21 protein-coding genes are annotated in these 24,234 nt (G+C 62.8%); 10 read left to right on the top strand and 11 right to left on the bottom strand.

Features of this window, described 5'->3' with window-relative positions; all coding sequences use genetic code 11:
* Positions 1–274: 274 nt before the first annotated feature.
* On the top strand, positions 275–1,189 hold the full coding sequence (locus C4J91_RS12305; RefSeq protein WP_124362570.1) for a GGDEF domain-containing protein: 915 nt from the start codon (positions 275–277) through the stop codon (positions 1,187–1,189).
* Between the two features lies 1 nt (position 1,190).
* Positions 1,191–2,228: an AraC family transcriptional regulator gene (locus tag C4J91_RS12300; protein WP_124362569.1), complete on the top strand. Its 1,038-nt coding sequence runs from the start codon at positions 1,191–1,193 to the stop codon at positions 2,226–2,228.
* On the opposite strand, the gene C4J91_RS12295 is transcribed toward C4J91_RS12300, so the two are convergent.
* From C4J91_RS12295 to C4J91_RS12275, 5 genes are all read right to left on the bottom strand, one after another.
* Complete coding sequence (locus C4J91_RS12295) at positions 2,215–3,096, bottom strand: LysR family transcriptional regulator (protein WP_124362568.1); 882 nt, start codon at positions 3,094–3,096, stop codon at positions 2,215–2,217. The two genes, C4J91_RS12300 and C4J91_RS12295, sit on opposite strands and share 14 nt — an antisense overlap.
* 180 nt (positions 3,097–3,276) lie before the next feature.
* Positions 3,277–3,894 (bottom strand): isochorismate family cysteine hydrolase YcaC, encoded by a 618-nt coding sequence (ycaC, locus tag C4J91_RS12290; protein ID WP_057722054.1) that lies wholly within the window; start codon positions 3,892–3,894, stop codon positions 3,277–3,279.
* Positions 3,895–3,921: 27 nt separating this feature from the next.
* Positions 3,922–5,760, bottom strand: coding sequence for an amidohydrolase (locus C4J91_RS12285; protein ID WP_124362567.1), 1,839 nt, complete (start codon positions 5,758–5,760; stop codon positions 3,922–3,924).
* Complete coding sequence (locus C4J91_RS12280) at positions 5,757–6,347, bottom strand: antibiotic biosynthesis monooxygenase (protein ID WP_124362566.1); 591 nt, start codon at positions 6,345–6,347, stop codon at positions 5,757–5,759. The genes C4J91_RS12285 and C4J91_RS12280 overlap by 4 nt, the downstream gene beginning before the upstream one ends.
* A 132-nt stretch (positions 6,348–6,479) precedes the next feature.
* Entirely contained in the window at positions 6,480–7,388 is a 909-nt protein-coding gene (locus C4J91_RS12275) for a LysR family transcriptional regulator (protein ID WP_124362565.1), read from the bottom strand.
* Positions 7,389–7,592: 204 nt separating this feature from the next.
* Between C4J91_RS12275 and C4J91_RS12270 the strand changes: the two genes are divergently transcribed.
* Both C4J91_RS12270 and C4J91_RS12265 read left to right on the top strand, forming a co-directional pair.
* Entirely contained in the window at positions 7,593–7,991 is a 399-nt protein-coding gene (locus tag C4J91_RS12270; protein ID WP_124362564.1) for a helix-turn-helix domain-containing protein, read from the top strand.
* Between the two features lie 58 nt (positions 7,992–8,049).
* On the top strand, positions 8,050–10,821 hold the full coding sequence (locus C4J91_RS12265) for a winged helix-turn-helix domain-containing protein (RefSeq protein WP_124362563.1): 2,772 nt from the start codon (positions 8,050–8,052) through the stop codon (positions 10,819–10,821).
* Here the strand turns inward: C4J91_RS12265 and C4J91_RS12260 are convergent.
* Both C4J91_RS12260 and C4J91_RS12255 read right to left on the bottom strand, forming a co-directional pair.
* Entirely contained in the window at positions 10,768–12,219 is a 1,452-nt protein-coding gene (locus C4J91_RS12260; RefSeq protein WP_124362562.1) for a winged helix-turn-helix domain-containing protein, read from the bottom strand. The genes C4J91_RS12265 and C4J91_RS12260 overlap by 54 nt on opposite strands.
* Before the next feature lie 149 nt (positions 12,220–12,368).
* Complete coding sequence (locus C4J91_RS12255) at positions 12,369–13,319, bottom strand: GlxA family transcriptional regulator (RefSeq protein ID WP_124362561.1); 951 nt, start codon at positions 13,317–13,319, stop codon at positions 12,369–12,371.
* 179 nt (positions 13,320–13,498) lie between these two features.
* Between C4J91_RS12255 and C4J91_RS12250 the strand changes: the two genes are divergently transcribed.
* Both C4J91_RS12250 and C4J91_RS12245 read left to right on the top strand, forming a co-directional pair.
* Positions 13,499–14,221, top strand: a complete 723-nt coding sequence (locus tag C4J91_RS12250; protein ID WP_124362560.1) for a pirin family protein — start codon at positions 13,499–13,501, stop codon at positions 14,219–14,221.
* Positions 14,222–14,337: 116 nt separating this feature from the next.
* Entirely contained in the window at positions 14,338–14,724 is a 387-nt protein-coding gene (locus C4J91_RS12245) for a hypothetical protein (RefSeq protein ID WP_124362559.1), read from the top strand.
* A 70-nt stretch (positions 14,725–14,794) separates the two neighbouring features.
* Here C4J91_RS12245 and C4J91_RS12240 read toward each other — a convergent pair whose 3' ends face one another.
* The gene (locus tag C4J91_RS12240; protein WP_124362558.1) at positions 14,795–15,754 is read right to left on the bottom strand and encodes a GlxA family transcriptional regulator; all 960 of its coding nucleotides are present in this window, start codon (positions 15,752–15,754) and stop codon (positions 14,795–14,797) included.
* A gap of 108 nt (positions 15,755–15,862) precedes the next feature.
* On the opposite strand from C4J91_RS12240, the gene C4J91_RS12235 reads away from it, so the two are divergent.
* Positions 15,863–16,405, top strand: a complete 543-nt coding sequence (locus C4J91_RS12235) for a thioesterase family protein (protein ID WP_124362557.1) — start codon at positions 15,863–15,865, stop codon at positions 16,403–16,405.
* Between the two features lie 6 nt (positions 16,406–16,411).
* Here the strand turns inward: C4J91_RS12235 and C4J91_RS12230 are convergent, their stop codons facing one another.
* Positions 16,412–17,764, bottom strand: coding sequence for a Fic family protein (locus C4J91_RS12230; protein WP_124362556.1), 1,353 nt, complete (start codon positions 17,762–17,764; stop codon positions 16,412–16,414).
* 109 nt (positions 17,765–17,873) lie between these two features.
* Complete coding sequence (locus C4J91_RS12225; RefSeq protein WP_124362555.1) at positions 17,874–19,502, bottom strand: PvdJ/PvdD/PvdP-like protein; 1,629 nt, start codon at positions 19,500–19,502, stop codon at positions 17,874–17,876.
* Positions 19,503–19,644: 142 nt separating this feature from the next.
* On the opposite strand from C4J91_RS12225, the gene pvdM reads away from it, so the two are divergent.
* The 3 genes from pvdM to C4J91_RS12210 are packed head-to-tail and all read left to right on the top strand — an operon-like array spanning position 19,645 to position 23,174.
* Complete coding sequence (gene pvdM / locus C4J91_RS12220) at positions 19,645–21,006, top strand: pyoverdine-tailoring dipeptidase-like protein PvdM (protein WP_124362554.1); 1,362 nt, start codon at positions 19,645–19,647, stop codon at positions 21,004–21,006.
* Positions 21,003–22,271, top strand: coding sequence for an aminotransferase class V-fold PLP-dependent enzyme (locus C4J91_RS12215; RefSeq protein WP_124362553.1), 1,269 nt, complete (start codon positions 21,003–21,005; stop codon positions 22,269–22,271). Before pvdM ends, C4J91_RS12215 begins: the two co-directional genes overlap by 4 nt.
* 30 nt (positions 22,272–22,301) lie before the next feature.
* Positions 22,302–23,174, top strand: a complete 873-nt coding sequence (locus tag C4J91_RS12210) for a formylglycine-generating enzyme family protein (RefSeq protein ID WP_124362552.1) — start codon at positions 22,302–22,304, stop codon at positions 23,172–23,174.
* Positions 23,175–23,294: 120 nt separating this feature from the next.
* Here C4J91_RS12210 and C4J91_RS12205 read toward each other — a convergent pair whose 3' ends face one another.
* Entirely contained in the window at positions 23,295–24,122 is an 828-nt protein-coding gene (locus C4J91_RS12205) for a N(5)-hydroxyornithine transformylase PvdF (protein ID WP_124362551.1), read from the bottom strand.
* Positions 24,123–24,234: the final 112 nt, after the last annotated feature.

The raw sequence follows: 24,234 nt of genomic DNA, 5'->3' as shown, positions 1-24,234 counted from the left end.
GCCCGTAAACCGGGGTTCAGCGCGGTACTGCTGGTGCAAATGAGCTGATATGACCTGTGAAGATCCGCTGTGAGAGGGGGCTTGCCCCCGATAGCAGTTTGTCAGCCCCAATAGCTGTGACTGATGCACCGCTATCGGGGGCAAGCCCCCTCCCACATTTTGATTTTCATCGCCCTTTGACGTGAGCTGATCCGACCCTCCTCCACCGTCATCCAACCGTCACATGCATCTGCTGTGCTGGCGCCCACGATTGATCAGCCAAGGACCCGCCCCCATGTTCTGCGTGCTCAAACCCCATCGCTGGAAGCTCGCCCTGCTGCTGATCGCTGCCAACCTCGGGCTGATCCTGCACCTGGCCTGCGGCGAGCTCAAAAGCCTCAGTGAGTGGGTGTGGCTGGATATCGTCGGTGAAGGCGGTTCGGCGCTGCTCGCGTTGATATGGCTGGGCCTGGTGCTGAAAAGCCGCCCCGCCGGGCGAGTCACCAACTACTTGGCACTGGGCCTGTCGTGCATCTTCTTTTCCTGGTGGATCGACAGCCTCGACGAGTTCATTCGCCTGCCCGACAGCATCACCTGGGACCACTGGCTGGAGTCGGGGCCGATGCCGGTGGGCATGATCCTGCTGACGATCGGCATCTACCACTGGCACCGCGAACAACTGGCGATCAGTGCACAGATGGAAAAGCGTGAGCGCCTGTTCCGCGAGCATCGGCTGTTCGACAAACTCACGCCCCTGGCCGGTGCCGACTATCTCAAGCGCCAGCTCGAAAGCAGCCTGCACGACAGCCGCGACCAGCAGCAACCGCTGTCGCTGCTGGCCCTGGACCTGGACCACTTCGCCGCCATCAACCAGGCCTACGGGCATGCCGAGGGCGATGCGGTACTGCAGGCGGTCAGCCATGTGCTGTTGCTCAACCTGCGCCGCCAGGACCTGCTGTGCCGCCTGGCCGGCGACCGCTTTGTGGTGCTGCTGGCCAACACCGGCGAGCGCCAGGCCCAGGGGTTGGCGCTGGAGTTGCAGCAAGCGGTGCAGAGCCTGGCGCACAAAACCCGGCTGCAGGGCGAACGCCTGCAACTGGCGGCGACCACGGCGGTGGTAATGGCCCTGGACGAGCCGCCCCACGATCTGCTCAGGCGCCTGAACCTGGCGCTGGCGCGGGCCAAGCAACCCCTTGCGAAAAGCGCCTGAGATGGCCGTGAAAGCCAGCTGGTATGAAAGCGACAGCCGCTTCATTCCCGGCCATTACCAGCCCGCCACGTTGATCGACCTGGCCTTGTCCCGAGACATCGACAGCCATCGCCTGCTGCGCGGCACCGGGCTGTTCCACGAAGACATCCTGGCCGGCAACGCGCGCTTGAGCCCCCGGCAGTTCCTCGACGTGATCGGCAACAGCCGCAAACTGCTGGACGCCGATGACAGCAGTTTCCTGTTTGGCCAACGCCTGCTGCCCGGCCACTACGGCGCGGCCAGCCATGCCCTCGGGCATGCGCAGAATCTGCACCAGGCGCTGGAGATCCTGATCCAGCAACAGGTGCTGCTCAACCCGCTGGTCACCCTGCACCTGGAGCTGGATGAGCACCATGCCTACCTGTACTGGCGGGACAGTTGCGGCGCCGGCGAGCACTGGCGCTTTGTGCTGGAGGCGAGCATGACCTCGCTGGTGGCCATGAGCCAATGGCTCAGCGGCCAGCGCCTGCCGTGGGTGTGCGGTTTCAGCTACGCCGAGCCGCGCTATGTGGAGCAATACTGGGTGCACCTGGGCGAACACACGCGCTTCGAACGTCCGTTGGACATGATGTGCCTGCCGCGCGAGTACCTGACCCGCGCCTGGCCCGGTGCCTCGGCCACGGCAGGCCAGGTGGCGCGCCAGCACGCCCGCGAGCAGATCGACCAGTTGGGCTTTGCCGCCAGCTTCCTCGACTGCCTCCATGACTACCTGCGCGAGCACGTACGCCAGCCGCCGAGCCTGGAACAGGCCGCACTGGCCTTCGCCATGAGCCCGGCGACCCTCAAGCGCAAGCTGCACAAGCACGACACCGGCTTTCAGCAACAGGTGGACCGGGTACGCAAGCACATGGCGTTGCACCTGTATCAGGTCAAAGGCTTGAGCAACGATGAAGTCGCCGCGTATCTGAACTTCAACGATGCGGCGAACTTTCGGCGCGCGTTCAAGCGCTGGACCGGCAGCACGCCCAGCCTGATCCGTCAGTTGTTCAGCAGCCGCTAGCCAGGCGTTCGCGCAGGAACTCGACCAACGCCTGCACCGGCCGCGAACTCTGCCGATGTTGGGGGTAAACCGCCGACAAGGTCAGGGCTTCGGGGGCGAACTCGTCCAGTACGCTGACCAGGCGGCCGTCCTTCAACGCGTCGCCGACGATAAAGGTCGGCAGGTAGGTCACGCCCAGGCCGGCAATCGCGGTGTCACGCAGCAGATCGCCGTTATTGACGCGCATGCGCCCGCTCACGTTCAGCGCTTGCAGCTTGCCCTTGAAGCGCCATTGCACGTGGCGGCCGTGGCCGTAGGGCAGGCAATCGTGGGCGGCGAGGTCATCGGGCTTTTGCGGTGTGCCGCGCAGGGCCAGGTAGTCGGGGCTGGCGCAGTAGACCCGTGGGATGCTGGCGATGCGACGGGCGATCAAGGTGGAATCTTCCAGGGTGCCGATGCGCAGCACCAGGTCGTAGCCTTCACCTATCAGGTCCACCGGGCGGTCGCTGAGGTCGACTTCCACCGCCACCTCGGGATAGCGCTGCAAGAACAGCGGCAACAGGCAACCCAAATGCGCCATGGCAAACGACAACGGCGCGCTGAGGCGAATGGTGCCGCGCGGTTCGCTGTTCTGACCGGCAATGCCCTGCTCCACTTGCTCCACATCACTGAGCAGGCGCAAGGCGGATTCGTAGTAACTCTGGCCCAGAGGCGTGACATCCAGGCGACGCGTGGAGCGGTTGAGCAGGCGCACGCCGAGGCGATCCTCGAGCTGGATCAGGCGGCGGCTGACAAACTGCTTGGACAGGCCCAGTTGCTCGGCGGCGGCGGTGAAACTGCCGGATTCCATGACCTGGCAGAACAGGCGCATGTCTTCGAAAGGGTTCATTGTCGCTTCTCGGTGGACGATGGGCTGTTTTATAACCGGTTGGTCGCAGCACCACAAATCAAAATGTGGGAGGGGGCTTGCTCCCGATAGCGGTGGGTCAGCAACAGATAAGCTGACTGATACACCGCTATCGGGAGCAAGCCCCCTCCCACAGGGATTACCGACAGGTTTGAGGACGAGTTACTTGGCGGTGAACGCCGAGTAGCTGTTCATCAGGTTGCGGTAGTTGGGGATGCGCGGCGACAGCAGGTTGGCCAGGCCTTCCATGTCGTTGCGCCAGTCAACCTGCAGCTCGCAGGCCACGGCGAACCAGTTCACCAGTTGCGCACCGGCCGCAGTCATGCGCGCCCAGGCGGCCTGTTGCACGGTTTCGTTGAAGGTGCCGGAGGCGTCGGTGACCACGAACACCTCAAAGCCTTCATCGAGGGCACACAGGGTCGGGAACGCGACGCACACATCGGTCACCACGCCGGCAATGATGATCTGCTTGCGCCCGGTCGCCTTGACAGCCTTGACGAACTCTTCGTTGTCCCAGGCGTTGATCTGGCCAGGGCGGGCGATGTACGGCGCGTCCGGGAACAGCGCCTTGAGTTCCGGTACCAGCGGGCCGTTGGGGCCGCTTTCGAAGCTGGTGGTCAGGATGGTCGGCAGGTTGAAGAACTTCGCCACGTCGGCCAGGGCCAGTACGTTGTTCTTGAATTCGTTGGGGGAGAAATCCTGCACCAGCGAAATCAGGCCGGTCTGGTGATCGACCAGCAGTACAACAGCATCATCTTTGTTCAAGCGCGAATAAGTCATGCGGGTAACTCCTTTGGGTAGTGACAATCAGAAGGCAAAGCACGAACAGCCAAACGCCCCCCAGAAACCCTGGAAGTCGCTGACCGGCACGCTGGAAAGACGGGCTTTTTCATGGCTGTGGGAATGCACACCACACGGGCCGCTGCACTGGTGAACTTGGGCTTGCAGCGGTGAGCTGGGGCGCCAGTGCCCCGGCACCTTGACCACCGGCGACCAGTCCGGCAGTACCGGAACGCGTGGCGGTGCGTAATCTTCGAAATCACCGGCGCCGTAGACGACCTTGCCGCCAACCACGGTCAGTACCGATTCGATCCACTTGATGGCTTCTTCATCGACACTGAAAAAGTCCGCCGACAACGCCGCCACGTCTGCCAGTTGGCCGACCTTGATCTGGCCTTTCTTGCCCTGCTCGGACGAAAACCAGGCGCTGCCGTGGGTAAACAGTTCCAACGCGGTGAGGCGCGGCAAGCCCTCGGCATGCAGCTCCAGGCCACCGACGGTGCGGCCGCTGACCATCCAGTACAGCGAGGTCCACGGGTTGTAGCTCGACACCCGCGTGGCATCGGTGCCCGCGCCTACCGGTACGCCTTCGGCGAGCATGCGCTTGATCGGCGGCGTGGCTTCGGCGGCCTTGGCACCGTAACGCTCGACGAAGTATTCGCCCTGGAACGCCATGCGGTCCTGGATCGCAATGCCGCCGCCCAGGGCGCGCACGCGCTCGATGTTTTTCGGGGTGATGGTTTCGGCGTGGTCGAAAAACCACGGCAGGCCATTGAACGGTATGTCGCGGTTGACCTTTTCGAACACGTCGAGCATGCGCGAGATCGACTCGTCGTACGTGGCGTGCAGGCGGAACGGCCAGCGCTGTTCCACCAAGTGGCGTACCACCGGTTCCAGCTCCTGTTCCATGGTCAGCGGCAGGTCCGGGCGCGGTTCGAGGAAGTCTTCGAAGTCGGCGGCCGAAAACACCAGCATCTCGCCGGCGCCGTTGTGGCGCAGGTAGTCATCGCCCTGGTGCAGGGTGACGCTGCCGGTCCAATTCTTGAAGTCGCTGAGCTCTTCCTTGGGCTTCTGGGTGAACAGGTTGTAGGCGATGCGCACCGTCAACTGCTGGTCCTTGGCCAGTTGCTCGATCACCGCGTAGTCGTCGGGATAGTTCTGGAAACCGCCGCCGGCATCGATGGCGCTGGTCAGGCCCAGGCGATTGAGTTCACGCATGAACTGGCGGGTGGAGTTGACTTGATATTCCAAGGGCAGTTTCGGGCCTTTGGCCAGCGTGGAATACAGGATCATCGCGTTGGGCCGCGCCACCAGCATGCCGGTGGGGTTGCCATTACTGTCACGCACGATCTCGCCGCCCGGTGGGTTCGGCGTGTCCTTGGTGTACCCGGCTACGCGCAACGCGGCCCGGTTGAGCAAGGCGCGGTCGTACAGGTGCAGTACGAACACCGGCGTGTCCGGCGCAGCCTGGTTGAGCTCCTCCAGGGTCGGCATGCGTTTTTCGGCAAACTGGAATTCGTTCCAGCCGCCCACCACGCGCACCCACTGCGGCGTGGGGGTGCGGTCGGCCTGATCCTTGAGCATGCGCAAGGCATCGGCCAGGGACGGCACGCCTTCCCAACGCAACTCGAGGTTGTAGTTCAGCCCGCCACGGATCAGGTGCAGGTGCGAGTCGTTGAGGCCGGGAATCACGGTGCGGCCCTTGAGGTCGATGACCTGGGTGCCGCTGCCGCGCAGGGCCATGGCTTCACCGTCAGTGCCCACGGCGACGAAGCGTCCGTCACGAATGGCGACGGCGGTGGCGCGTGGGTTTTCCCGGTCCACGGTGTGGAACTGGCCATTGAACAGAATCAGATCGGCGTTCATAGGGTTTCCTTTTCAGAGGCTTCAAGCCAGGGAGCAAACAGGCGGGTGGCGGCTGGCATCAGCAGGTAAACCACCAGCAGCACAATGGTCAGGGTGACCAGGAAGGTGGAGACCACGTAGTTGGACAGAAACGGATGCAACCGCAGGATCGGGCCCCAGATAAACGGCAGGAGCAGGGTTTGCGGCAGGATCACAAACAGGCTCACCACCGCCTGTTTCCAGCGCGGCGGCTTGGCCGCGCCGTCGGCCTGGGGGGCGAACCAGAATTCATTGGCGCCGCCGATTTCAGTCTGGTCGCCGTCGGCCAGCATTGGCGCCGCTTCATCGATCAGGGCCCGACGTTGTGGCGACTCGAGCCACAACTCCAGGGCGTCGGTGGAGCGGTAGCGCAGTACGCAGGTAAACAGCGCCATGCCGCCCTGCTGGCTGCGCACTACGTCGACGCCAAGGTGGCCGGGGCGTTCACCGGCGATGCGCACGATGCGGCGCAGCCAGGCTTCGTACTCGGTTTCGCGGCCGGGCTTGACCCGGTGCTTGACGACCAGGGTGACGACTTCGTCGGGGCTGGTGTTGGGTGTTAGGTCCATGATTGGGTGTTTCCCCAGGGCATTGAGCGATGGGGGAAGTTTGCCGAGCTGGGACGGCGGGGAATTGGATGTATGTGCTGTTTGGCTTTTATGTGGGAGGGGGCTTGCCCCCTCCCACATTTGATCTGGCAGTCAGTTCGCCGCCGCCATATGCTCCGCAATCCGCCCGCGCAACCACCGCTCGGCCGGGTCATTGTCATGCACCCCGCTCCACACCATCGACAACTCTGCCGCATCAATCGCGAACGGCGGGTCCTCGGCTCGCAGGCGGGTGCCTTCGGTCAAGGCGCAGGCCGCGTAATCCGGCACGGTCGCGATGATCTGCGTGCCTGCCAACAGCGCACGCAACCCGCTGAACTGCGGCACCGCCAGCACTACCCGGCGCGAACGTCCGATGCGTGCCAGGTCCAGGTCAATATTGCCGCTCAGGTCGCCCGAGAACGACACCATCGCATGGGGCCTGGCGCAATAATCGTCGAGGGTCAGTGGCGCCTCGCCATCATCGCCGCGCAGCACTTTGCAGGGAATGTCCCGCAGCTTCTTGCGCTTGGCATTGGCCGGCAGTTCCGTGGTGTAGCTCACCCCCACCGAGATTTCGCCGCTGGCCAGCAGCGACGACATCAGCAGGAAGTTGGCCCGGCGCACCACCACGATGATGCCCGGCGCTTCTTCGCGCAGGCGACTGAGCAATGGCGGAAACAACCCGAACTCCGCATCGTCGGACAGGCCGATGCGAAACACCGCGCAGCTGGTGGAAGGGTCGAAATCCTTGGCGCGGCTGACGGCGCCTGAAATGGTGTCCATGGCCGGTTGCAGTTCCTTGAGTATCGCCAGCGCCCGTGGCGTGGGTTCCATGCCACGACCGTTGCGCAGCAGCAACGGGTCATCGAACAAGTCGCGCAGGCGGCCCAGTGCCGCACTCACCGCCGGCTGGCCCATAAAGAGTTTTTCGGCGACCCGGGTCAGGTTTTTCTCGAACATCAGCGCTTCGAAAATCACCAGCAGGTTCATGTCGACGCGGCGCAGGTCGTTGCGGTTCATGGCGGTATCCAAACGGTGTGCAGAGGGTCAGGAAAGCATGCCCGGAACGCTCTGGATTGCATACCTGTGCTGTCTTTTCCACGCCCGTACCTGGCGAAATTAACAACGATTAACTCGTCAGCCAGGCGGTCCGGCAACAAGATAAGCGGCGTCTACACTGCATCCATTCACCGGGAACGCTCCCATCGACTGCGGATATTTGTCATGGCCCGACTCGAGCAATATGCCCCTCGTTTATCCGCCACCGGAGGCCTATGCCCCCGGCGCGAGCGTATCGCCAAGCAACTGATTCTCGCCAACCTCGGCGAAAGCCTGAGCATTGCCGAGCTGGCCCAGGCATGCGCCCTGTCGCGCAGCCATTTTTCCCGCGCATTCAAGTGCTCCACGGGCGTCTCGCCCCAGGAATGGATTCGCCAGCAACGCATCCTGCGCGCCAAGGAACTGATCACCGGCTCGTCCCTGAGCCTCACGCAAATCAGCCTGGAATGTGGCTTCTGCGACCAGGCGCACTTCTGTCATATGTTCACCCGCAGCGAAGGCGTAAACCCGATGACCTGGCGAAACCACCACTCGCGTCCCAAACCCGAGGTGATCGCCGCCTAGTGGTCTTGATGCACCTGGAATATGCTGACCTCTCCCTGACTCCTGAACCTGTGCAGCCATGAATGACTTGAGCGACCAGGCCGTGCACTTCGGCCCCTACCGCATCCATCCGCGTGAGCGCCTGGTGCTGGAGGCCGGTCGCCCGCTGCGCCTGGGACGGCGGGCGGTGGATATTCTGCTGATCCTGCTCGAGCACGCCGGCAATGTGGTGAGCAAGCAGGAGCTGATCGCACGGGTCTGGCCCAAAAGCGTGGTGGAAGACGGCAATCTGCGGGTGCACATGGCCGCGTTGCGCAAGGCCCTGGGCGACGGCCAGGCCGGGCAGCGCTATATCGTCACGGTCGCCCAGCGCGGCTACAGTTTTGTCGCGCCACTGAGCATCGAACCGATGACGCTACCCACCGACGGCGCACCCCAACGCCCAAGCCACAATCTGCCGCTGCGGCGCACGCGCATGCTCGGCCGCCAGGCACTGATCGACGCGCTGGTGCAGCAATTGCCGCAGCAACGTTTCATCACCCTCACCGGTGCCGGCGGCATCGGCAAGACCACCGTCGCCCTGCGCGTGGCGGAGTTGCTGATCGGCCATTACCGCGACGGCATCCACCTGCTCGACCTGGCGCCACTCAGTGCCGCCTCGATGATCCTGCCCAACCTCGCCGCCCTACTCGGCGCCCCGCCTGGCGAGCATGCGCCGCTGGCCGGCTTTGCCCGCAGCCTGCAGGCACGCCAGATGCTGCTGGTGATCGACAACTGCGAACACCTGCTCGACGACATCGCCCTGATCAGCGAAACCCTGCTGCGCCATGCGCCGCACCTGCACATCCTCACCACCAGCCGCGAAGCCCTGCGCGCCGAAGGTGAATACGTGCAACGCCTCGAACCGCTGACTTGCCCGCCTGCCACCGGCAACCGCGCCCAGGCCCTGGGTTACCCGGCCATGCAGCTGCTGATCGAGCGCGCCATGTCCCATCAAGACAGCTTTGCCCTCAGCGACGCCGAACTACCGCTGGCGATCGATATCTGCCAGCGCCTGGACGGCATTCCCCTGGCCATCGAGCTGGTGGCCGCGCAGATCGAGCGTTTCGGCTTAGCGGGGCTCTTGGTGCAGATGGAAGATAACTTCCGCCTGCTGACCCGCGGGCGGCGCAGCGCCCTGCCCCGCCAGCAGACCCTGCGGGCCACGCTCGACTGGAGCTTTGACCTGCTCACCGACTGCGAAAAAATCTGCCTGCGCCGGCTCGCGGTGTTTCGCGGCAGCTTCAGACTGGTCAGCGCGGCGGCGGTGATCGCCGGGGAGCATATAGCCCCCACCGAAGTGCTGGGCTCGATCACGCAACTGGTGGCCAAGTCGTTGCTGAACGTGGACGCCAGCGAGGACGAGATGGTCTATCGCCTGCTCGATATCACCCGCACCTATGCCCTGGAAAAGCTCAGCCTCGCCGGCGAGCTGCAAGCCACCCGCGAGCGCCACGCGGCACGCTGCCTGGCCCTGATGGAACAGGCCCAGGGCGATTGGGAATTGATTGCTACACAGCCCTGGATCGATCGCTATGCTCCACTGCGTGAAGACGTGCGCGCCGCCCTCGACTGGGGCTTTGCCGACACTGCCGGGCACTTGCTGGCGATTCGCCTGACGGTCAGTGCGATGCCCCTGTGGCAGGAACTGTCGCTGCTGCGCGAGCACGCCGGCTATGTGGACAAGGCACTGGCCCTGATCGGTCAGGTCGAAGCGCCCTGCACGCAATTGGCCCTGCAGCTGCAATTGGCCCTGGGCAGCCTCTCCTACCACGCCGTGGGCGCCGCGCCCCAGACCATCGCCGCGTTTGTCGGGGCCGCACGCCTGGCTGAAGAGCGCCAGGATCTGGCCGGCCAGTTGCGTGCGGTTTCCGGGCACATGGCGGCGAACCTGTGCGCCGGGCGCTATGTTCAAGCGCTGGAACAGAGCAGGCAGTTCGATCGCCTCGACCCGCGCACCGAGCCGCTGCTGGACCTGAGCACCCAACGCTTGCGCGCCCTGGCCCAGCATTACACCGGCCATCAGGCGCTGGCCCGACAGCAGGCCGAGCAGGTGCTGCAGCGCATGAGCCACAGCGCCCACGTGAACCGCTTCGCCCATGGCGTCGGCGTGCAATACGACCAGAGCGTCGCGTCCCTGACCGTGCTGGCGCGAATCCTCTGGTTGCAGGGCTTTCCCGAGCGCGCCTGGCGCACCGCCAGCCAGGCATTGGAACTGGCGCTGCAGATTAACCACGGTACGTCGATCTGCTACACCCTGGCCCTGGCCGGTGTGGTGATCGCCCGCTACAACGGTGCCGAAGACGATGCGCAAAACCTGCAAAGTCTGCTGCTGGAGCAGTCCCACACGCATTCGGTGCAACTGTTCCAGACCTGGGCCGGGCATTACGCCGGCATCCTGTGCAACGGGGATTTACAGGGCCTGGGGCTGATCGAGGACACCCTGGTCACCTTCGGCATGCGCCACGTCGATGAGCCAGGTCTCGAACGGGCGCGCAGTGGCGCGGCGGGTTGGTGTGCCCCGGAGATCCTGCGGGTCTATGCCGGGCAGGCAGCGCTGCAAGGTGATACCCAGGGCGCGCAAACGCTGCTGCTCGAAGCCCTCGACCTGGCACGCCAGCAAGGCGCCCTGGCCTGGGAGCTGCGGTGTGCGGGCTCCCTGGCGCAACTTTGGCAACAACAAGAACGCAAACAGGCAGGCATCGACTTGCTGAATCCCCTCTACGCCCGATTTACCGAAGGCTTCGCCACCCAGGATCTACTGCGCGTACGCCGCCTGCTCGACGAGTTGCAGGACAAACGGCCGGCCTGAAAACGCGCCCAGGCACTCCCCGTAGCCTTGTTGCAAGCGCGCTACCTGAAGCGGGTCACGCAGTTGCGCCAAGGCGTAGCTGCGCACGCAGTTGAGCAAGCGATAGCGCGTCGGGCCCAGGCCGGGCTCGACGCTCAGCAGCGACATATTCACCAGACGCGCCAGCAGGTGGGAAAGGTTGGCGTGTTCAAGCTCGGTGCCGCTCACCATTTCGTTCAAGGTGGGCAGGGTCACCGCCATCTTGAACAAGCCCAGCTGCAGGAACAGCCAGCACTCCGGCAGGCTCAGGCGCGCATAGCTCCAGTCCAGCGCAGCAGCCAGCGAACGATGGCGTTCCACCGCGGTGCGACGCCCGCGGCTCAGCCCGTGCAAGCCCATGCACAATTGCTGCTGCACACCGCCGATGCCAAGTGCGTCGACCTGGGCGGCGGCCAGTTCAAGGGCCAACGGGATGCCGTCCAGCCGCCGGCAAATCTCACGCAACGGCGCCAGCTCCTGAGGCCGCAACACAAACCCCTGCTGGCTGGCGCGTACCCGTGTGACGAACAGTTGCACCGCAGGACAGGCCATGGCCTGCTCGACACTGACCAACGCCGACAGTGACGGCACGCTCAGCGGGGGCACGCGCACCACCCATTCACCAGGCGCCAGCAAGGCTTCGCGACTGCTGATCAGCACGCTGACCTGCGGTGCCCTTTCGCCCAATGTACGCACCAGCGTGCGACAGGCACCGAGCAGCAGGTCGGCCCCATCGAGTACCAGCAACAACTGGCGCGAGGCTAACTGTCGGGCCAGCTCGTCGAGGCTGTCGGCGGGGTTCAGCTGTAATACCGTGGCCAGGTGGCCGAGCAGTTCGCCCGGGGTTTGCAGGCCGGTCACGTCGACCCACCACACCCCGTCGCGATAGCGGGGCACCACGCGCTCGGCGAGGGCCAGGGCCAGCGTACTTTTGCCGATGCCGGCCACCCCGGTAAGGGTCAACAGGCGCTGCCCGGCGATGCGCCGCACCAGCACAGCCACCAGCTCATCGCGACCGAGCACCGGGCTGAGCCGTGCCACCAGGTTGTGCTGTGCCGGCACCGTCGGCAGTGTGCCTTGCACGGGCGCGGCGAAGCAGTAGCCACGCTGCGGGTGATTGAGGATGACACGCTGCCCGTCGAGGGCGCGACGCAACGCGACAATGTGCACGCGCAGGTTATTGTCTTCGACGACGCTATTGGGCCAGACCCGCTCGATCAACGTCGCCTTGCTGATAAATTGCCCCGGTGCTTCCAGCAACACCGCGAGAATATCCAGCGCGCGCCCGCCCAGCGGCACCGGCCAACCGGCCTTGCTGACCAGGCGCTGGTGCCGATGAAAGGTGTAGGGGCCAAAGCTCACCGCCGCAGAATCATTCATGTCCGTAACCGCGCTGAAACACCCGTGCTTGAGTGCCTGCGCATCCTTTTCCGTGGGCTCGGGCTTATCTTGCCAGCTAGGGATGACAGGACAATCCCGGCACAGGGAGCGATACGGACAATCGGGTGCCTCAGACGGACATTGTGTCGTTAACTGAACTGTTGTCGGTATTGGGTAGGGTTCAGGCCGAGCTTTTCACTGAACAAAAAGCGCATATGCCGCACGCTGCCGAAGCCGGCGTGGAAGGCCACGGTCTTGAGCGGTAAATCGGAGATTTCCAGCAACTGCCGGGCCCGGTCGATGCGCGCGCCTTGCAGGAACGCCATGGGCGTCATCTGCACCTCCTTGGCGAACAGTCGCGCAAAGTGGCGCGCACTCATGCCGGCCAGCTCGGCCATGGACTCGATGGTAAAGGGTTGGTCCAGATGCGCCAGCACATGGTGCTGCACACGGGTGATCGCGGTTTCCTGGGGCGCCACGGCGGCGGTCATCGGGCTGAACTGGGCCTGGCCACCCTGGCGCTTCATCACCACCAGCAACACCTTGGCCACGTCTACCGCCACTTGCTTGCCATGGTCCTGGGCGACAATCGAAAGGGCCAGGTCGATACCGGCAGTGACACCGCCCGAGGTGATCAGGCGCCGGTCCTGCAGGTAGATGCGATCGGTCTCGACCATGGCGTGGGGGAACGCCTTGATCAGGCGCTCGGTGTAGTGCCAATGGGTGGTCACGCGGTGCCCATCCAGCAAGCCGGCATGCCCGAGCACAAAGGCGCCGGTGCAGATCGAACCGAAACGTCGGGCCCGTGGCGCCACCGCCTTCAGCCAGGGCAGCAGCGCGGGGTGGCATTCGTTATAGGCACCCGGGCCGCCCGGAACCAGCAGCAGGTCGTAGTCCGCCTGGGCCTGCTCCAGCAGCAGGTCGGTCTGCACCATCACGCCATTGGAGGCACGCAACGGCCCGGGTTCGGTGCCGATGGTGAGGATGCGGTAGTGGTCGGCCGCCGGCAGGTAGCGGTTGGCAATCGAAAACACTTCGAGCGGCCCGGCCATGTCGAGCAGCAGGAAGTCCGGGAACAGCGCCATGGCCACGGTTTTCATAGGTGGGAATGTCCATCGAGTAGAAAGGCGACGCGCATTATGGCATGACTTGACTGTCAACCCAGATATGACAGTTATTCAGATTTCATCTTCTTATTGAATTATCCGTAAACCATTAACCTTCTTCTCAACGCAAGCGCCCTGCATTTCGCAGCCCGCGCTCACTTGAGGACTGGACCATGCTGACTCTTCGCAAAGCTTCCGAACGCGGCGCCGCCAATCACGGTTGGTTGAAGTCATTCCACACCTTCTCCTTCGCCAACTACTGGAACCCCAAGGAGCAGGGTTTTTCTGACCTGCTGGTGATCAACGATGACCGCGTCGCCGCCGGCAAAGGCTTCGGCCAGCACCCGCACCGCGACATGGAAATCTTCTCGTATGTGCTCGAAGGCGCCCTGGAACACAAGGACACTTTGGGCACCGGCTCGGTGATCCGTCCCGGTGATGTGCAGCTGATGAGTGCCGGCAGCGGCGTGGCCCACAGCGAATTCAACCACAGCCAGCGCCAGGGCGTGCACTTCCTGCAAATCTGGATCGTGCCCAACGAAGCCGGGGCCAAGCCGCGCTATCAGCAGGAGCACTTCAGTGAAGCGCAAAAACGCGGGCGCCTGCAGTTGATCATCTCGCCGGATGGCGCCGAAGGTTCGTTGAACGTTCGCCAGGATGCGCGGGTGTACGCCGGGTTATTCGATGGCGATGAAAGCGCGCAACTGGACCTGGCGCCGGATCGCTACGCCTACATCCATGTGGCGCGCGGCAGCGTCGAGCTCAATGGCCAGCGCTTGCAGGAAGGCGACGGTGTGCGGGTACGGGACGAGCGCGAGATCCGCCTGAGCCATGGCGAAGACGCCGAGGTGCTGGTGTTCGACCTGCGCCCCAACGAACTGCCGCAGATGCCATGACCATTGTTGGCATCGATAGTCACCATCAGCGCAATGAAGTTCTCTTAAAAACTGCGACGCGTAACATCAAACCCATGCCAAACGGCACCCAACCAAGACACTCGGAGCACACACTCATGAAACGCCAACTCTTGCTTAGCCTCGCTTTCTCGGTACTGGCTGCAAACGCTTTCGCCCACCCGGTAGTCGCTGAAGGCGGCGCGGAACGCCTGATTGAAACCCGCGTTGCCGAAGGTGGTGCGGACCGTTTGCAGGAACGCGGCCTGGCTGAAGGCGGTGCAGATCGCTTGCAGGAACGTGGCCTGGCTGAAGGCGGTGCGGATCGTTTGCAGGAACGTGGCCTGGCTGAAGGCGGTGCGGATCGTTTGCAGGAACGTGGCCTGGCTGAAGGCGGTGCGGATCGTTTGCAGGAACGTGGCTTGGCTGAAGGCGGTGCGGATCGTTTGCAGGAACGTGGCCTGGCTGAAGGCGGTGCAGATCGTTTGTTGAGCAACCAGGTATAACCCCTGCTGTTGAAGGGACACCCCAAACCGGCCTGATCAGCCGGTTTTTTTTCGTCTCTGATTCAGGCGCTCAGGACGCGGCAACCAGAAATTTCCTCCGATACGCGGCGGGCAACATGCCCACCCGTTGCTGGAACAGGCGCCGAAACGAGTTGCTGTCTTCATAACCGACGGCGTAGGTGATGCTGTCGAGGGTCATGCGGGTCGATTCAAGCATCTGCTTGGCCCGCTCCAGGCGCAGCGTTTGCAGGTAGCCGATGGGCGTATAGCCGGTGGCGTCCTTGAACCTGCGCTTGAAATTGCGCACGCCAAAGCCGAAGCGCTGCGCCACGTCATCGATCACCACCGGCTGGGCGAAGTGCTGCTCCAGCCAATGCTGCACCCGCAGTATTTCCCCATCGCCGTGACTTTTGGGCAACGACCACAGCGCATACACCGATTGCTCGGTGCGCACGTTGTCAATCAGCAAGTATTTGCTGCAGGTATGCGCCAGCTCCGGTGAGCCGAAGCGGCGGATCAGGTGCAGCATCAGGTCCATCGCCGCCGTCGCGCCGCCGCAGGTGATCAAGCGGTTTTCTTCGCAGAGAATCTGTGCGTCATCCAGGCTGACCTGGGCATAGCGGCGCCGGAACAACGCGGCAAATGCCCAGTGGGTGGTGGCGCGCGCACCGTGCAACAGGCCTGACTCGGCCAGCAAAAAGGCAGCCGTGCACATCGAGGCCAGCACCGCGCCTTGCCCGTGTTGCTCGCGCAGCCACGGCCCGTAAGCTGCAAACGTCGGCAGGGCTTGTTTCAACGTAAACAGAAAACCGGGGATCAACACCAAGTCAGTGCGCATAACTTCAGCCAGAGAACATTGCACCTGCAGGCGCTGCCCGCCCCAGGTCGTCACCGCCTGGCCATCCAGGGAAGCCATTACCACCTCGAAGGGCGGATTGTCGGCGAACAAGTTGGCTGCGCTGAGCATTTCCATGGCCAGGGTAGCGTTGGCCGCCGAACATTGATCCGCCAGCAGCAAGGTAATGTGCATTTTAGAAACCCACTTGCGCTTTTCGCATGAAATAAGTCATTTGCGCACCTACCTTAGCCGATTCCACGTCAGTACAGTGCCAGCATCGATCAATTGCCTGGTGTACTTATGAATTTATGGTTTCGACTGTTGCGCATGTTATTGCGTCGCCCCTGGCGCACACCGGCGCATGGCCTGGCCACCACCGTGGTGCGCATGCGCGTGTGGCCGCTGGACCTGGACTTAAACCGGCATGTCACCAATGGCCGGTATTTCTCCCTGGCGGATGTGGCCCGCATGGATTTCGTCCTGCGCACGGGCGCGTTTCGCGTGGCCTTGCGCAACAAAGCCGTGCCGATCGTGGGCGATACCTGGGGCAAGTTTCGCCGGGAGCTGAAGCTGTTCGAAGTATTCGAAGTGCATACCCGCATGCTCGGCTGGGACCACAAGTGGAGCCTGATGGAGCACCGGTTTGTCAGCAATGGCCGGGTCATCGGCGTGGTGGTGATACGCGGGCTGTTTCGCTCCTCCAAGGGCACCCTGCCCCCCGCGGAGTTCGTGCAAGCGCTGGGCCTGGATGAGACCTCGCCACCGGTGCCGCAATGGATGAGCGGCTGGGCGCGCAGTTGCGATGCAATGAGCGGGCAGTTGCGGGATGAAGAACAGGTTTGAAAGCGCTCAACCCGCAGGTGTCAGCTTCTTCAAGTTGGCCTGCGCATCATCCCGCGCGATGTATAGGAAACTTTTTCCTTCCTGTACCTTGAATAAAAGTTTCATACCGACCAGCTTTTCAAGATCCTTGCGTGCGGTGTTTTCCGAAATGTCATAGTCATGGGTGAGTTCCTTGGGCGTATAAATGCGCCCAGGATGTTGCAGCACTTTTTTCAAGAAATGGCCCTGTCGGTAATTCAACCCCTCCTTTAAATCAAGGGCATCCAACCAGCTCATCAGCTCTACGGCTTCTCGTCTTTTACCCTCGAAATACAACATGAATTCGTTCATTGCGCGTTCGATGATTCGCAACTGATAGATGACGAAATAGGTCAGATCGAACCCATCGGTTTCCGTATGGATATACGAACGCCCATATTGCATGGGGGCTTCTTTAAGCAGTGCGCTGATGGAAATGTACTCAAAGGGCCAATAACCACTTTTGAGCATGAACCAATAAAACAAAGCGCGTGCGGTCCGACCGTTGCCGTCTCTGAAGGGATGTTCATAACCCAGCATGAAATGAAGGATGATGGCCTTGACCACTGGATGGATAAAGTGCGCGCCGCCTTGGCCGTCATGCTGATCGTTGGCAAACCTGCAAAGCGCCTCGAGCCTGTCCGGCAGCACTGCGGCCTGAGGTGGTTGATGAATGATTTCATTCCCGGCGCCGCCAACAAAAATATCGTTGGTCGTCCTGATATGCCCAGGGCGAACATCGTCCTCTTCAATACCCGCCGTTGCGATGGCATGAAACTCACAGATCAACGCGACAGACAGCGCTTCGCCCTGGTTGTACTTGGCATGTTTCATCAGGTGATAGTTGTTGAGGATCATCCGCTCATCATCATTCTGCGGCGCACGCTCCTTGGCCAGCATGTCCTTGGCGATTTTGCGCGTAGTCGCCGCACCTTCCAGCTGGGCACTGGAGATGGCCTCCTCCATCATCAATGAATCGACCAGGTACTGAGCATTATCGCGGTACTGAGGAGACGCCGCTGCTGCACCGCCCAGGCTGGAGGTCACAGACTCGACGGCGTGAATCACCGCATCACTGAAATCCGTGGAACATAAGAAAAAAACACTGCCACATTCGCTCTTGAGCTCAAGGGTCTTGCTTGCGCACGCCCGGGACATCTTGATGGCGGCCCATGCCGCTTCCTTATCGACGCCGGGTGTGGGGTAACGGCGAAATTCATCCCAATGCAGATACCGGCCTTTGTCATCGACTGCCTTGAAAATGCGTGCAAGCTCGAACACCTGCAAGCCGTGACGACTCAATAACGTGCCGAAATCAGTGGGTTTATGGATCTTTGCCACAACTGAAACTCAATTTTCCAAAATTGAGTTGATCGTGGCGCATGGGCGCTTAGACGTCAACGTTTGCAGCGTAAAACCCGCAAGACGCCTCACCCTGTGACGGGCTGCCTTACGCTTCGCGCTTGACCTTCAAGTGCCGCGCATACCACGGCCGCTGCGGCACGCGCTTGAACAGGCCCTTGAGCCGCTCCTCATCGGCGCCGAAGGTGATGCGCAGGGCCAGTTTCATGATTTCCGGGTCCATTTCCATCGAGCGTCCCTGCTGCAACCCCGGCGTGGTGCTGCAGCCATGGGTGTCCGGGCCGAGCCAGGGGTCGCCTATTTCAACCCAGCGCCCCGGCGCAAACCAGGCTACGCCGTTGACCTCGAGCCGGGTTACTTCGCCGGGATTGAAGCGTTCGTGGGCGCGAAACCAGTCTTCGATACGGTCATCGATCCACCCGTGGAAGTGCCAGAACACCGGATTGACATGGGATGAAAACGGATCGCCAAGGAAGTCGTTTTCCGGCGCATACCAGCGCGCGGCAAAGTCCGCAGGGTCGCGGGCAAACGGCACCGGGGCGCCGTTGGACGGGTCGCGCGGCACCGAGGCCCAGCGCATGTGCAGCCAGTCGTGCAGGCCCAGTTCCATTTCCGAGCCCAATTGGCCGAGCGTCAAGCGGGCCAGGTAGCGCGGGTCGCGGTATTGGGATTCCCACACCTGGAAATTGCTGTGGTAGGTCTCGGCGGCCTTGATGTCGCTGACCCACTGGGTGTAATCGGCGTCGTCCGGCGCCGACCAGCAGGGCGGCAGCGCAAAGCCGTCGTGGTTGTCGAAGTAACGCAAAAAGCCCTGGCGATCACGCTCCAGCGCCGGCTGCGGCGCGGGGAAATGCGGCCATGACGGCAGGTCCTGCAGGGAGCGGGCAGTGCCGAGCATATGGCGGTGCATGAAGAAGAAGTCGATGCCCGAGCCGTTACGGTCCTTGCGCTTGCCCCGCGCATCGCGCTCCTGGCCACGCGGGCCGGGTTGCCAGCCGATGCCGCGCAGGGCTTCGCGTTTTTCCTCGGAGAGTTTGTGCCATTGGTCACGGCTGGCGTGCCACAGCTGGTGAAACAAGCGATGTTCGGGGGCAATCAACCACGCCAGCAGGGCCTTGTTGAGGCCGATACGCTGGCGGGCTTCGGGGAACAGCTGTTTGTGGGCGATAAAACGATTGTCGCGCTCGGTCAATGCCAACGGCCGCTCAAGGTCGAGGATCTGCCCACTGAGGGTGGCGCTGCCGGCATTGCCGAAGTCGGCCCAGACTTCATCGAGGGTCATCTTGAATTCGTAGGCCGGAATGCCCGCCGCCGAATCGCGGTCGATCAGCCGCCAATAGAGCAGCGCGCCCTCGCCCGTCAGCAGATCGCCCAAGACACGGTAGCGTGGTTCGCCGTCGCCACGCAGGTTCTCGGCGGTGTCCAGGTAGCCGCGCAAGCCCCGCCCGCGTGGGGCGATATCGAGCAACAATTGCAGGCCCTGCAACGGCAGGCCCTTGAGGCCGGCATCACGGCCTTCGAGGCGCAGGTTCCACACGCCGCGCAAGGTGTTCGCCAAGTGCTGGCCCTGGGTGTCGGCCAGATCGACCGTGGCTTCGCCGGGGGTGACCGGGAATTCGTCTTCCCGTGTCAGCTCGCGATGGGCATAAAAGGCCGCAGGCACGGCCGCGCCGGTCAGCGCCAGGCCTGCGATGAACCCACGTCGAGAGATCGTCATTGTCTACCTTAGGAAACGGCTTAATCAGAGCTAGAACGTTTTCAACCTGGGTAAATTTACCGGCCCTGGGCCGCGCGCTAAATTTCCCCTGCCATCGCTCGTTCTTCCCTGATAGCAACGGCCTCAACTGACTGAGATGGCAATGACAAAACCACGTTCGAAAAAGGCGCTGTATATCGGCCTGCCGCTGGCACTGGCCGTCGCCGCCGGGGCCGGCCTGCTGGCCTGGGATCACTGGTTCAAGGGTAACGCCGGCTACCCGCTGGAGGTGATCAAGCAAGCCCACGAAATGCAGGATCGCCTGTTGTCGTTCGACAGCCATATCACCGTGCCCATGGATTTCGGCACCGCCGGCAATGAAGCCGACAAGGATGGCAGCGGCCAGTTCGACCTGGCCAAGGCGGCGCGCGGCCGCTTGTCCGGTGCGGCCTTGACCATTTTCGGCTGGCCGGAAATCTGGAACGGCCCGAACGCCCCGCACAAACCCACCGACGGCTTTGTCGAAGAGGCCCGCCACGAGCAGGAGGTGCGCTACAAGATTATCTCCGGCATGGTCCGCGACTTTCCCAACCAGGTCGGCATCGCCTATACCCCGGACGATATGCGCCGCCTGCACGGCGAAGGCAAGTTCGCGATTTTCATCAGCATGCTTAACGCCTACCCGCTGGGCAACGACCTGAACCAGCTGGACCTGTGGTCGGCGCGCGGCATGCGCATGTTCGGTTTCAGCTACATCGGCAACAACGCCTGGGCGGACTCATCGCGCCCGCTGCCGTTTTTCAATGACACCGCCGACGCCCTCGAGGGCCTGTCGCCCATCGGCCAACAAGCGGTGCAACGCCTCAACGACCTGGGCGTGATCATCGACGTGTCGCAGATGTCGACCAAGGCTCTGGAGCAGGTCGCGCAATTGAGCCGTACGCCGATGGTGGCCTCCCATTCGGCACCCAGGGCGTCGGTGGACATCCCGCGCAACCTCAGCGACAAGGAGTTGCAGCTGATCAAAAACAGCGGTGGCGTGGTGCAGGTGGTGGGCTTTCCTGCCTACCTGCGCCCCCTGAGCCAACCGACCCAGGACAAGCTCAACGCCCTGCGCGCGCGCTTCGACCTGCCGCCCCTGCCGAACCTGGCGATGGCCCTGATGCCGGGCGACGCGATCATCGCCGCGTGGCCCGAACAGCGCTTCGGCCAATACGCCAGTGAGTTGTACGCAATCCTCGAAGAAGAACCCAAGGCGACCCTCAAGGACTGGGGGGACGCCATCGACTACACCGTGCGCAAGATCGGCATCGACCACGTCGGCATCGCTTCGGACTTCAACGACGGCGGCGGTCTGCAGGGTTGGGAGAACGTCGGCGAGGTGCGCAACGTCACCGCCGAACTGATCCAGCGTGGTTATTCCGAAGCCGATATCGCCAAGCTGTGGGGCGGCAACTTCCTGCGGGTATGGGAGCAGGTGCAAAAAGCCGCCAAACCCTTGGCCAACCGCGAAGTCAGCCCATGACCGACCGCCGCACCTTTCTCAAGCAGGCCGGCGTGTTTGCCGCCAGCCTGCCGCTGGGCGCCGCGCTGATGCCGCAGGTGCTGGCAGCCGCCACCAACGATCCCTGGACGGGATTGAAGCAGCTTTTCGACCAGGACCCGGATTACCTGCATTTTTCCAACTTCCTGGTGGCCTCGCACCCCAGGCCGGTGCGCGAGGCCATCGAGCGCTACCGCGCGCAGATCGACCGCAACCCCGGCCTGGCGATGGACTGGGACCTGCAGGAAACCTGGAAACGCGAAGGCCAGGTGCGTGAGTGGGCCGGTCGCTACCTGAACGCCACGCCGCCGCAGATCGCCCTGACCGGCAGCACGTCCGAGGGGCTGGCGATGATTTACGGCGGGATCCAGGTGCGCGCCGACCAGGAAATCCTCACCACCGAGCATGAGCATTACGCGACACAGAACGTGCTGGATTTTCGCGTGCGCAAGGAAAGCACCCGGGTGCGCCGTATCCGCCTGTTCGACAGCGCAAGCCGTGTGTCAGTCGATGAAGTATTGGGCAATATCCAGCGCAATATCCGCCCCAGCACCCGTGTGTTGGGCATGACTTGGGTGCAGTCGGGCAGCGGGGTCAAATTGCCCATCGGCGAAATCGGCCGACTGGTGACTGAACACAACCGCCACCGTGACGACAACGACCGCATCCTCTATGTAGTCGACGGTGTGCACGGCTTCGGCGTGGAAGACCTCGATTTCCCTGGCATGCATTGCGATTTTTTTATCGCCGGCACCCACAAGTGGATGTTCGGGCCGCGCGGTACCGGCCTGGTGTGCGCACGCGATGCCCAGAACAGGTACGTCACGCCGATGGTGCCGACCTTTTCCGAAGACAAGGATTTCGCCACCACCATGACCCCCGGCGGCTACCACGCTTTCGAGCATCGCTGGGCCGCCGACGAAGCGTTCAAGTTGCACCTGCAGTTGGGCAAGGCGCCGGTGCAGGCGCGAATCCACGCACTCAACACCGAGCTTAAGGAACAGCTGCTGGCGCATCGGCAGATCGAACTGGTCACGCCGCGCAGCCCGGAGTTATCGGCGGGCTTTACCTTCTTTCGGGTCAAGGGCCAGGACAGCGATGCAGTAGCGGCGCACATGCGGCAAAACCGTGTGGTGATCGACGCGGTGGACCGCGATGTCGGGCCGGTCATTCGCACCGCCCCCGGCCTGCTCAACAGCTCGGCTGAAATCCAGCGCTTCATGGCGCTGCTGAGCCAGCGGCTGTGACCCCTTTTTTTATTTGAACGAGACGCTCACATGATGCCCCTTCGACTCAAACCCCTGACCGCCCTGGCGCTCACCGCACTGTGCGGCGCCCTGCTCCCTGGCCTGGCCCAGGCGGCTGCACCGCAACCGGGCAAAGTCTTCAAGGACTGCAAGGACTGCCCGGAAATGGTGGTGCTGCCCGCCGGCACTTTCACCATGGGCACCCCGGAAGACGAAGTCGGCCGCGAGCCCGACGAAGGCCCGATGCATGAAGTGACCTTCGCCAAGCCCTTCGCCATGAGCCGCTTCCAGATCACCGCCGGCGAGTGGGACAGCTACGTGCGCCAGACCGGGGTCACCATCGCCAACGGCGACGATCGCCCCGGCCGCGAATGCATCGCCAGCAAACCGCGCTACCCTCAGGGGCCTCGCCAGCCGGCCGTATGCATGGACATGGACGACATCAAGCGCTACGTGAGCTGGCTGTCGAAGAAAACCGGCCAGCAATACCACATGGTCAGCGAGGCTCAACGCGAATACGCCGCCCGCGCCGGCACCAGCGGGCCGTTCCCCTTCCCGTTCGACGAAGGCAAGGGCTACAGCATCGCCCAGCACGCCAACACCTACGGCCCGGCGGACGGCTACAGCTATTCGTCACCGGTGGGCAGCTACCCGCCGAATGCGTTTGGCCTGTATGACATGCACGGCAACGTGTACGAGCGGGTTGCCGATTGCGAGCATGCCAACTACATCGGCGCACCGACTGACGGCAGTGCCTGGGTGGAGCCGAACTGTGAGGCCTACCAGATCCGCGGCAATGACTGGGGCGAAGCGCCGGTATTTTCCCGCTCCGGCAACCGCAACAACATCTACCCGCAGACGCGCGGTGACTGGATTGGTTTCCGGGTAGTGCGCGACCTCTAAGCCATACACGCATCCACTGTGGGAGGGGGCTTGCTCCCGATAGCGGTGATTCAGTCAATGCAGATGTCGACTGATACACCGCTATCGGGAGCAAGCCCCCTCCCACATTTCGGATTGCATTCAGCCTTTTTTGGCCAACAGCTCCAGGCCTTCATGCAACGCCGGGAACAGGCTGTTGTTGAAGTTGTTCCAGCGCAGTTCGAGGATCGTGTCCTCTGGTGAAATCTCGGTCTTCAATACGTCGTGGAACACTTCGCCGGAATCGATACCGTTATCCACATAGTGGAACGATGCTCCGGTAAGGTACAGCGGCTCCGAAGGTGTGGTGGCCTTGGTCGCCCAGTCCACCACCGTCTGCCCGCGTGCGCCGTATAACGCGTTCCACGTGGCATAGGCGCCACGGCGTTCGTAAGGCGATTCGATACGCGTGATTCCCGGATGGATGTTCATGATGCGCCGCGCAAACGGCGCGCCTGGGCGCACCAGGTCATCGAGGATCACCAGCAAGCCATCCAGCACCACGATGTCAGCGTTCAATTCAACCAGCGTGTCATGCAGGCGCCGCTCGAAATCCTGCTTGCCGGCGATATGTTCGGCGCTGCCCCGTGGCAGGCGGCGATAGGTCGACGGCACGCTCAGCAGCAGGTCGTTGACCAGCTTGCCCTGCACGCGCAAGTCGGCCGGGTACAGCCATTGGCGGCCAGGCTGGTAAGCGAAGCCGTAATCGGCGACCAGCGCCTGATCCCGCGGGTTTTGCTCATCATCGTCATACACCACGCCGACCAGGTTGTAGGCGTCGCCCAGCGAGGTGTCGTTGAGCGAGCCCACCAGAAACTCCAGCACCGACTTCATGTAGCGCTCATGGTCCTTGTAGGCCACTGGCTGCCCGGCCTTGTCGGCGGCGGCATTTCTCAGGGACCACACATACACCAGGTTCTTTTTCGTCATTAGTTTCGCTCTCGCAGAAAATACGTACGGCATGAATAGCCGTGCGCCTACACAACAGGAACGAACCAGCCCACACGCAATTTATCCCGCACCGACACCGCCTGGCACACCG

The sequence above is a fragment of the Pseudomonas sp. R3-52-08 genome (assembly GCF_003851745.1).
Taxonomy (GTDB): Bacteria; Pseudomonadota; Gammaproteobacteria; order Pseudomonadales; family Pseudomonadaceae; genus Aquipseudomonas.
The sequence above is the reverse complement of the archived record's forward strand: the minus strand, read 5'-3'. Positions and strand labels throughout refer to the sequence as shown.

Coding starts and splice junctions, on each gene's coding strand:
- C4J91_RS12305 (WP_124362570.1), top strand. CDS start 275: ATGTTCTGCGTGCTCAAACCCCATCGCTGGAAGCTCGCCCTGCTGCTG.
- C4J91_RS12300 (WP_124362569.1), top strand. CDS start 1,191: ATGGCCGTGAAAGCCAGCTGGTATGAAAGCGACAGCCGCTTCATTCCC.
- C4J91_RS12295 (WP_124362568.1), bottom strand. CDS start 3,096: ATGAACCCTTTCGAAGACATGCGCCTGTTCTGCCAGGTCATGGAATCC.
- ycaC (WP_057722054.1), bottom strand. CDS start 3,894: ATGACTTATTCGCGCTTGAACAAAGATGATGCTGTTGTACTGCTGGTC.
- C4J91_RS12285 (WP_124362567.1), bottom strand. CDS start 5,760: ATGAACGCCGATCTGATTCTGTTCAATGGCCAGTTCCACACCGTGGAC.
- C4J91_RS12280 (WP_124362566.1), bottom strand. CDS start 6,347: ATGGACCTAACACCCAACACCAGCCCCGACGAAGTCGTCACCCTGGTC.
- C4J91_RS12275 (WP_124362565.1), bottom strand. CDS start 7,388: ATGAACCGCAACGACCTGCGCCGCGTCGACATGAACCTGCTGGTGATT.
- C4J91_RS12270 (WP_124362564.1), top strand. CDS start 7,593: ATGGCCCGACTCGAGCAATATGCCCCTCGTTTATCCGCCACCGGAGGC.
- C4J91_RS12265 (WP_124362563.1), top strand. CDS start 8,050: ATGAATGACTTGAGCGACCAGGCCGTGCACTTCGGCCCCTACCGCATC.
- C4J91_RS12260 (WP_124362562.1), bottom strand. CDS start 12,219: ATGAATGATTCTGCGGCGGTGAGCTTTGGCCCCTACACCTTTCATCGG.
- C4J91_RS12255 (WP_124362561.1), bottom strand. CDS start 13,319: ATGAAAACCGTGGCCATGGCGCTGTTCCCGGACTTCCTGCTGCTCGAC.
- C4J91_RS12250 (WP_124362560.1), top strand. CDS start 13,499: ATGCTGACTCTTCGCAAAGCTTCCGAACGCGGCGCCGCCAATCACGGT.
- C4J91_RS12245 (WP_124362559.1), top strand. CDS start 14,338: ATGAAACGCCAACTCTTGCTTAGCCTCGCTTTCTCGGTACTGGCTGCA.
- C4J91_RS12240 (WP_124362558.1), bottom strand. CDS start 15,754: ATGCACATTACCTTGCTGCTGGCGGATCAATGTTCGGCGGCCAACGCT.
- C4J91_RS12235 (WP_124362557.1), top strand. CDS start 15,863: ATGAATTTATGGTTTCGACTGTTGCGCATGTTATTGCGTCGCCCCTGG.
- C4J91_RS12225 (WP_124362555.1), bottom strand. CDS start 19,502: ATGACGATCTCTCGACGTGGGTTCATCGCAGGCCTGGCGCTGACCGGC.
- pvdM (WP_124362554.1), top strand. CDS start 19,645: ATGACAAAACCACGTTCGAAAAAGGCGCTGTATATCGGCCTGCCGCTG.
- C4J91_RS12215 (WP_124362553.1), top strand. CDS start 21,003: ATGACCGACCGCCGCACCTTTCTCAAGCAGGCCGGCGTGTTTGCCGCC.
- C4J91_RS12210 (WP_124362552.1), top strand. CDS start 22,302: ATGATGCCCCTTCGACTCAAACCCCTGACCGCCCTGGCGCTCACCGCA.
- C4J91_RS12205 (WP_124362551.1), bottom strand. CDS start 24,122: ATGACGAAAAAGAACCTGGTGTATGTGTGGTCCCTGAGAAATGCCGCC.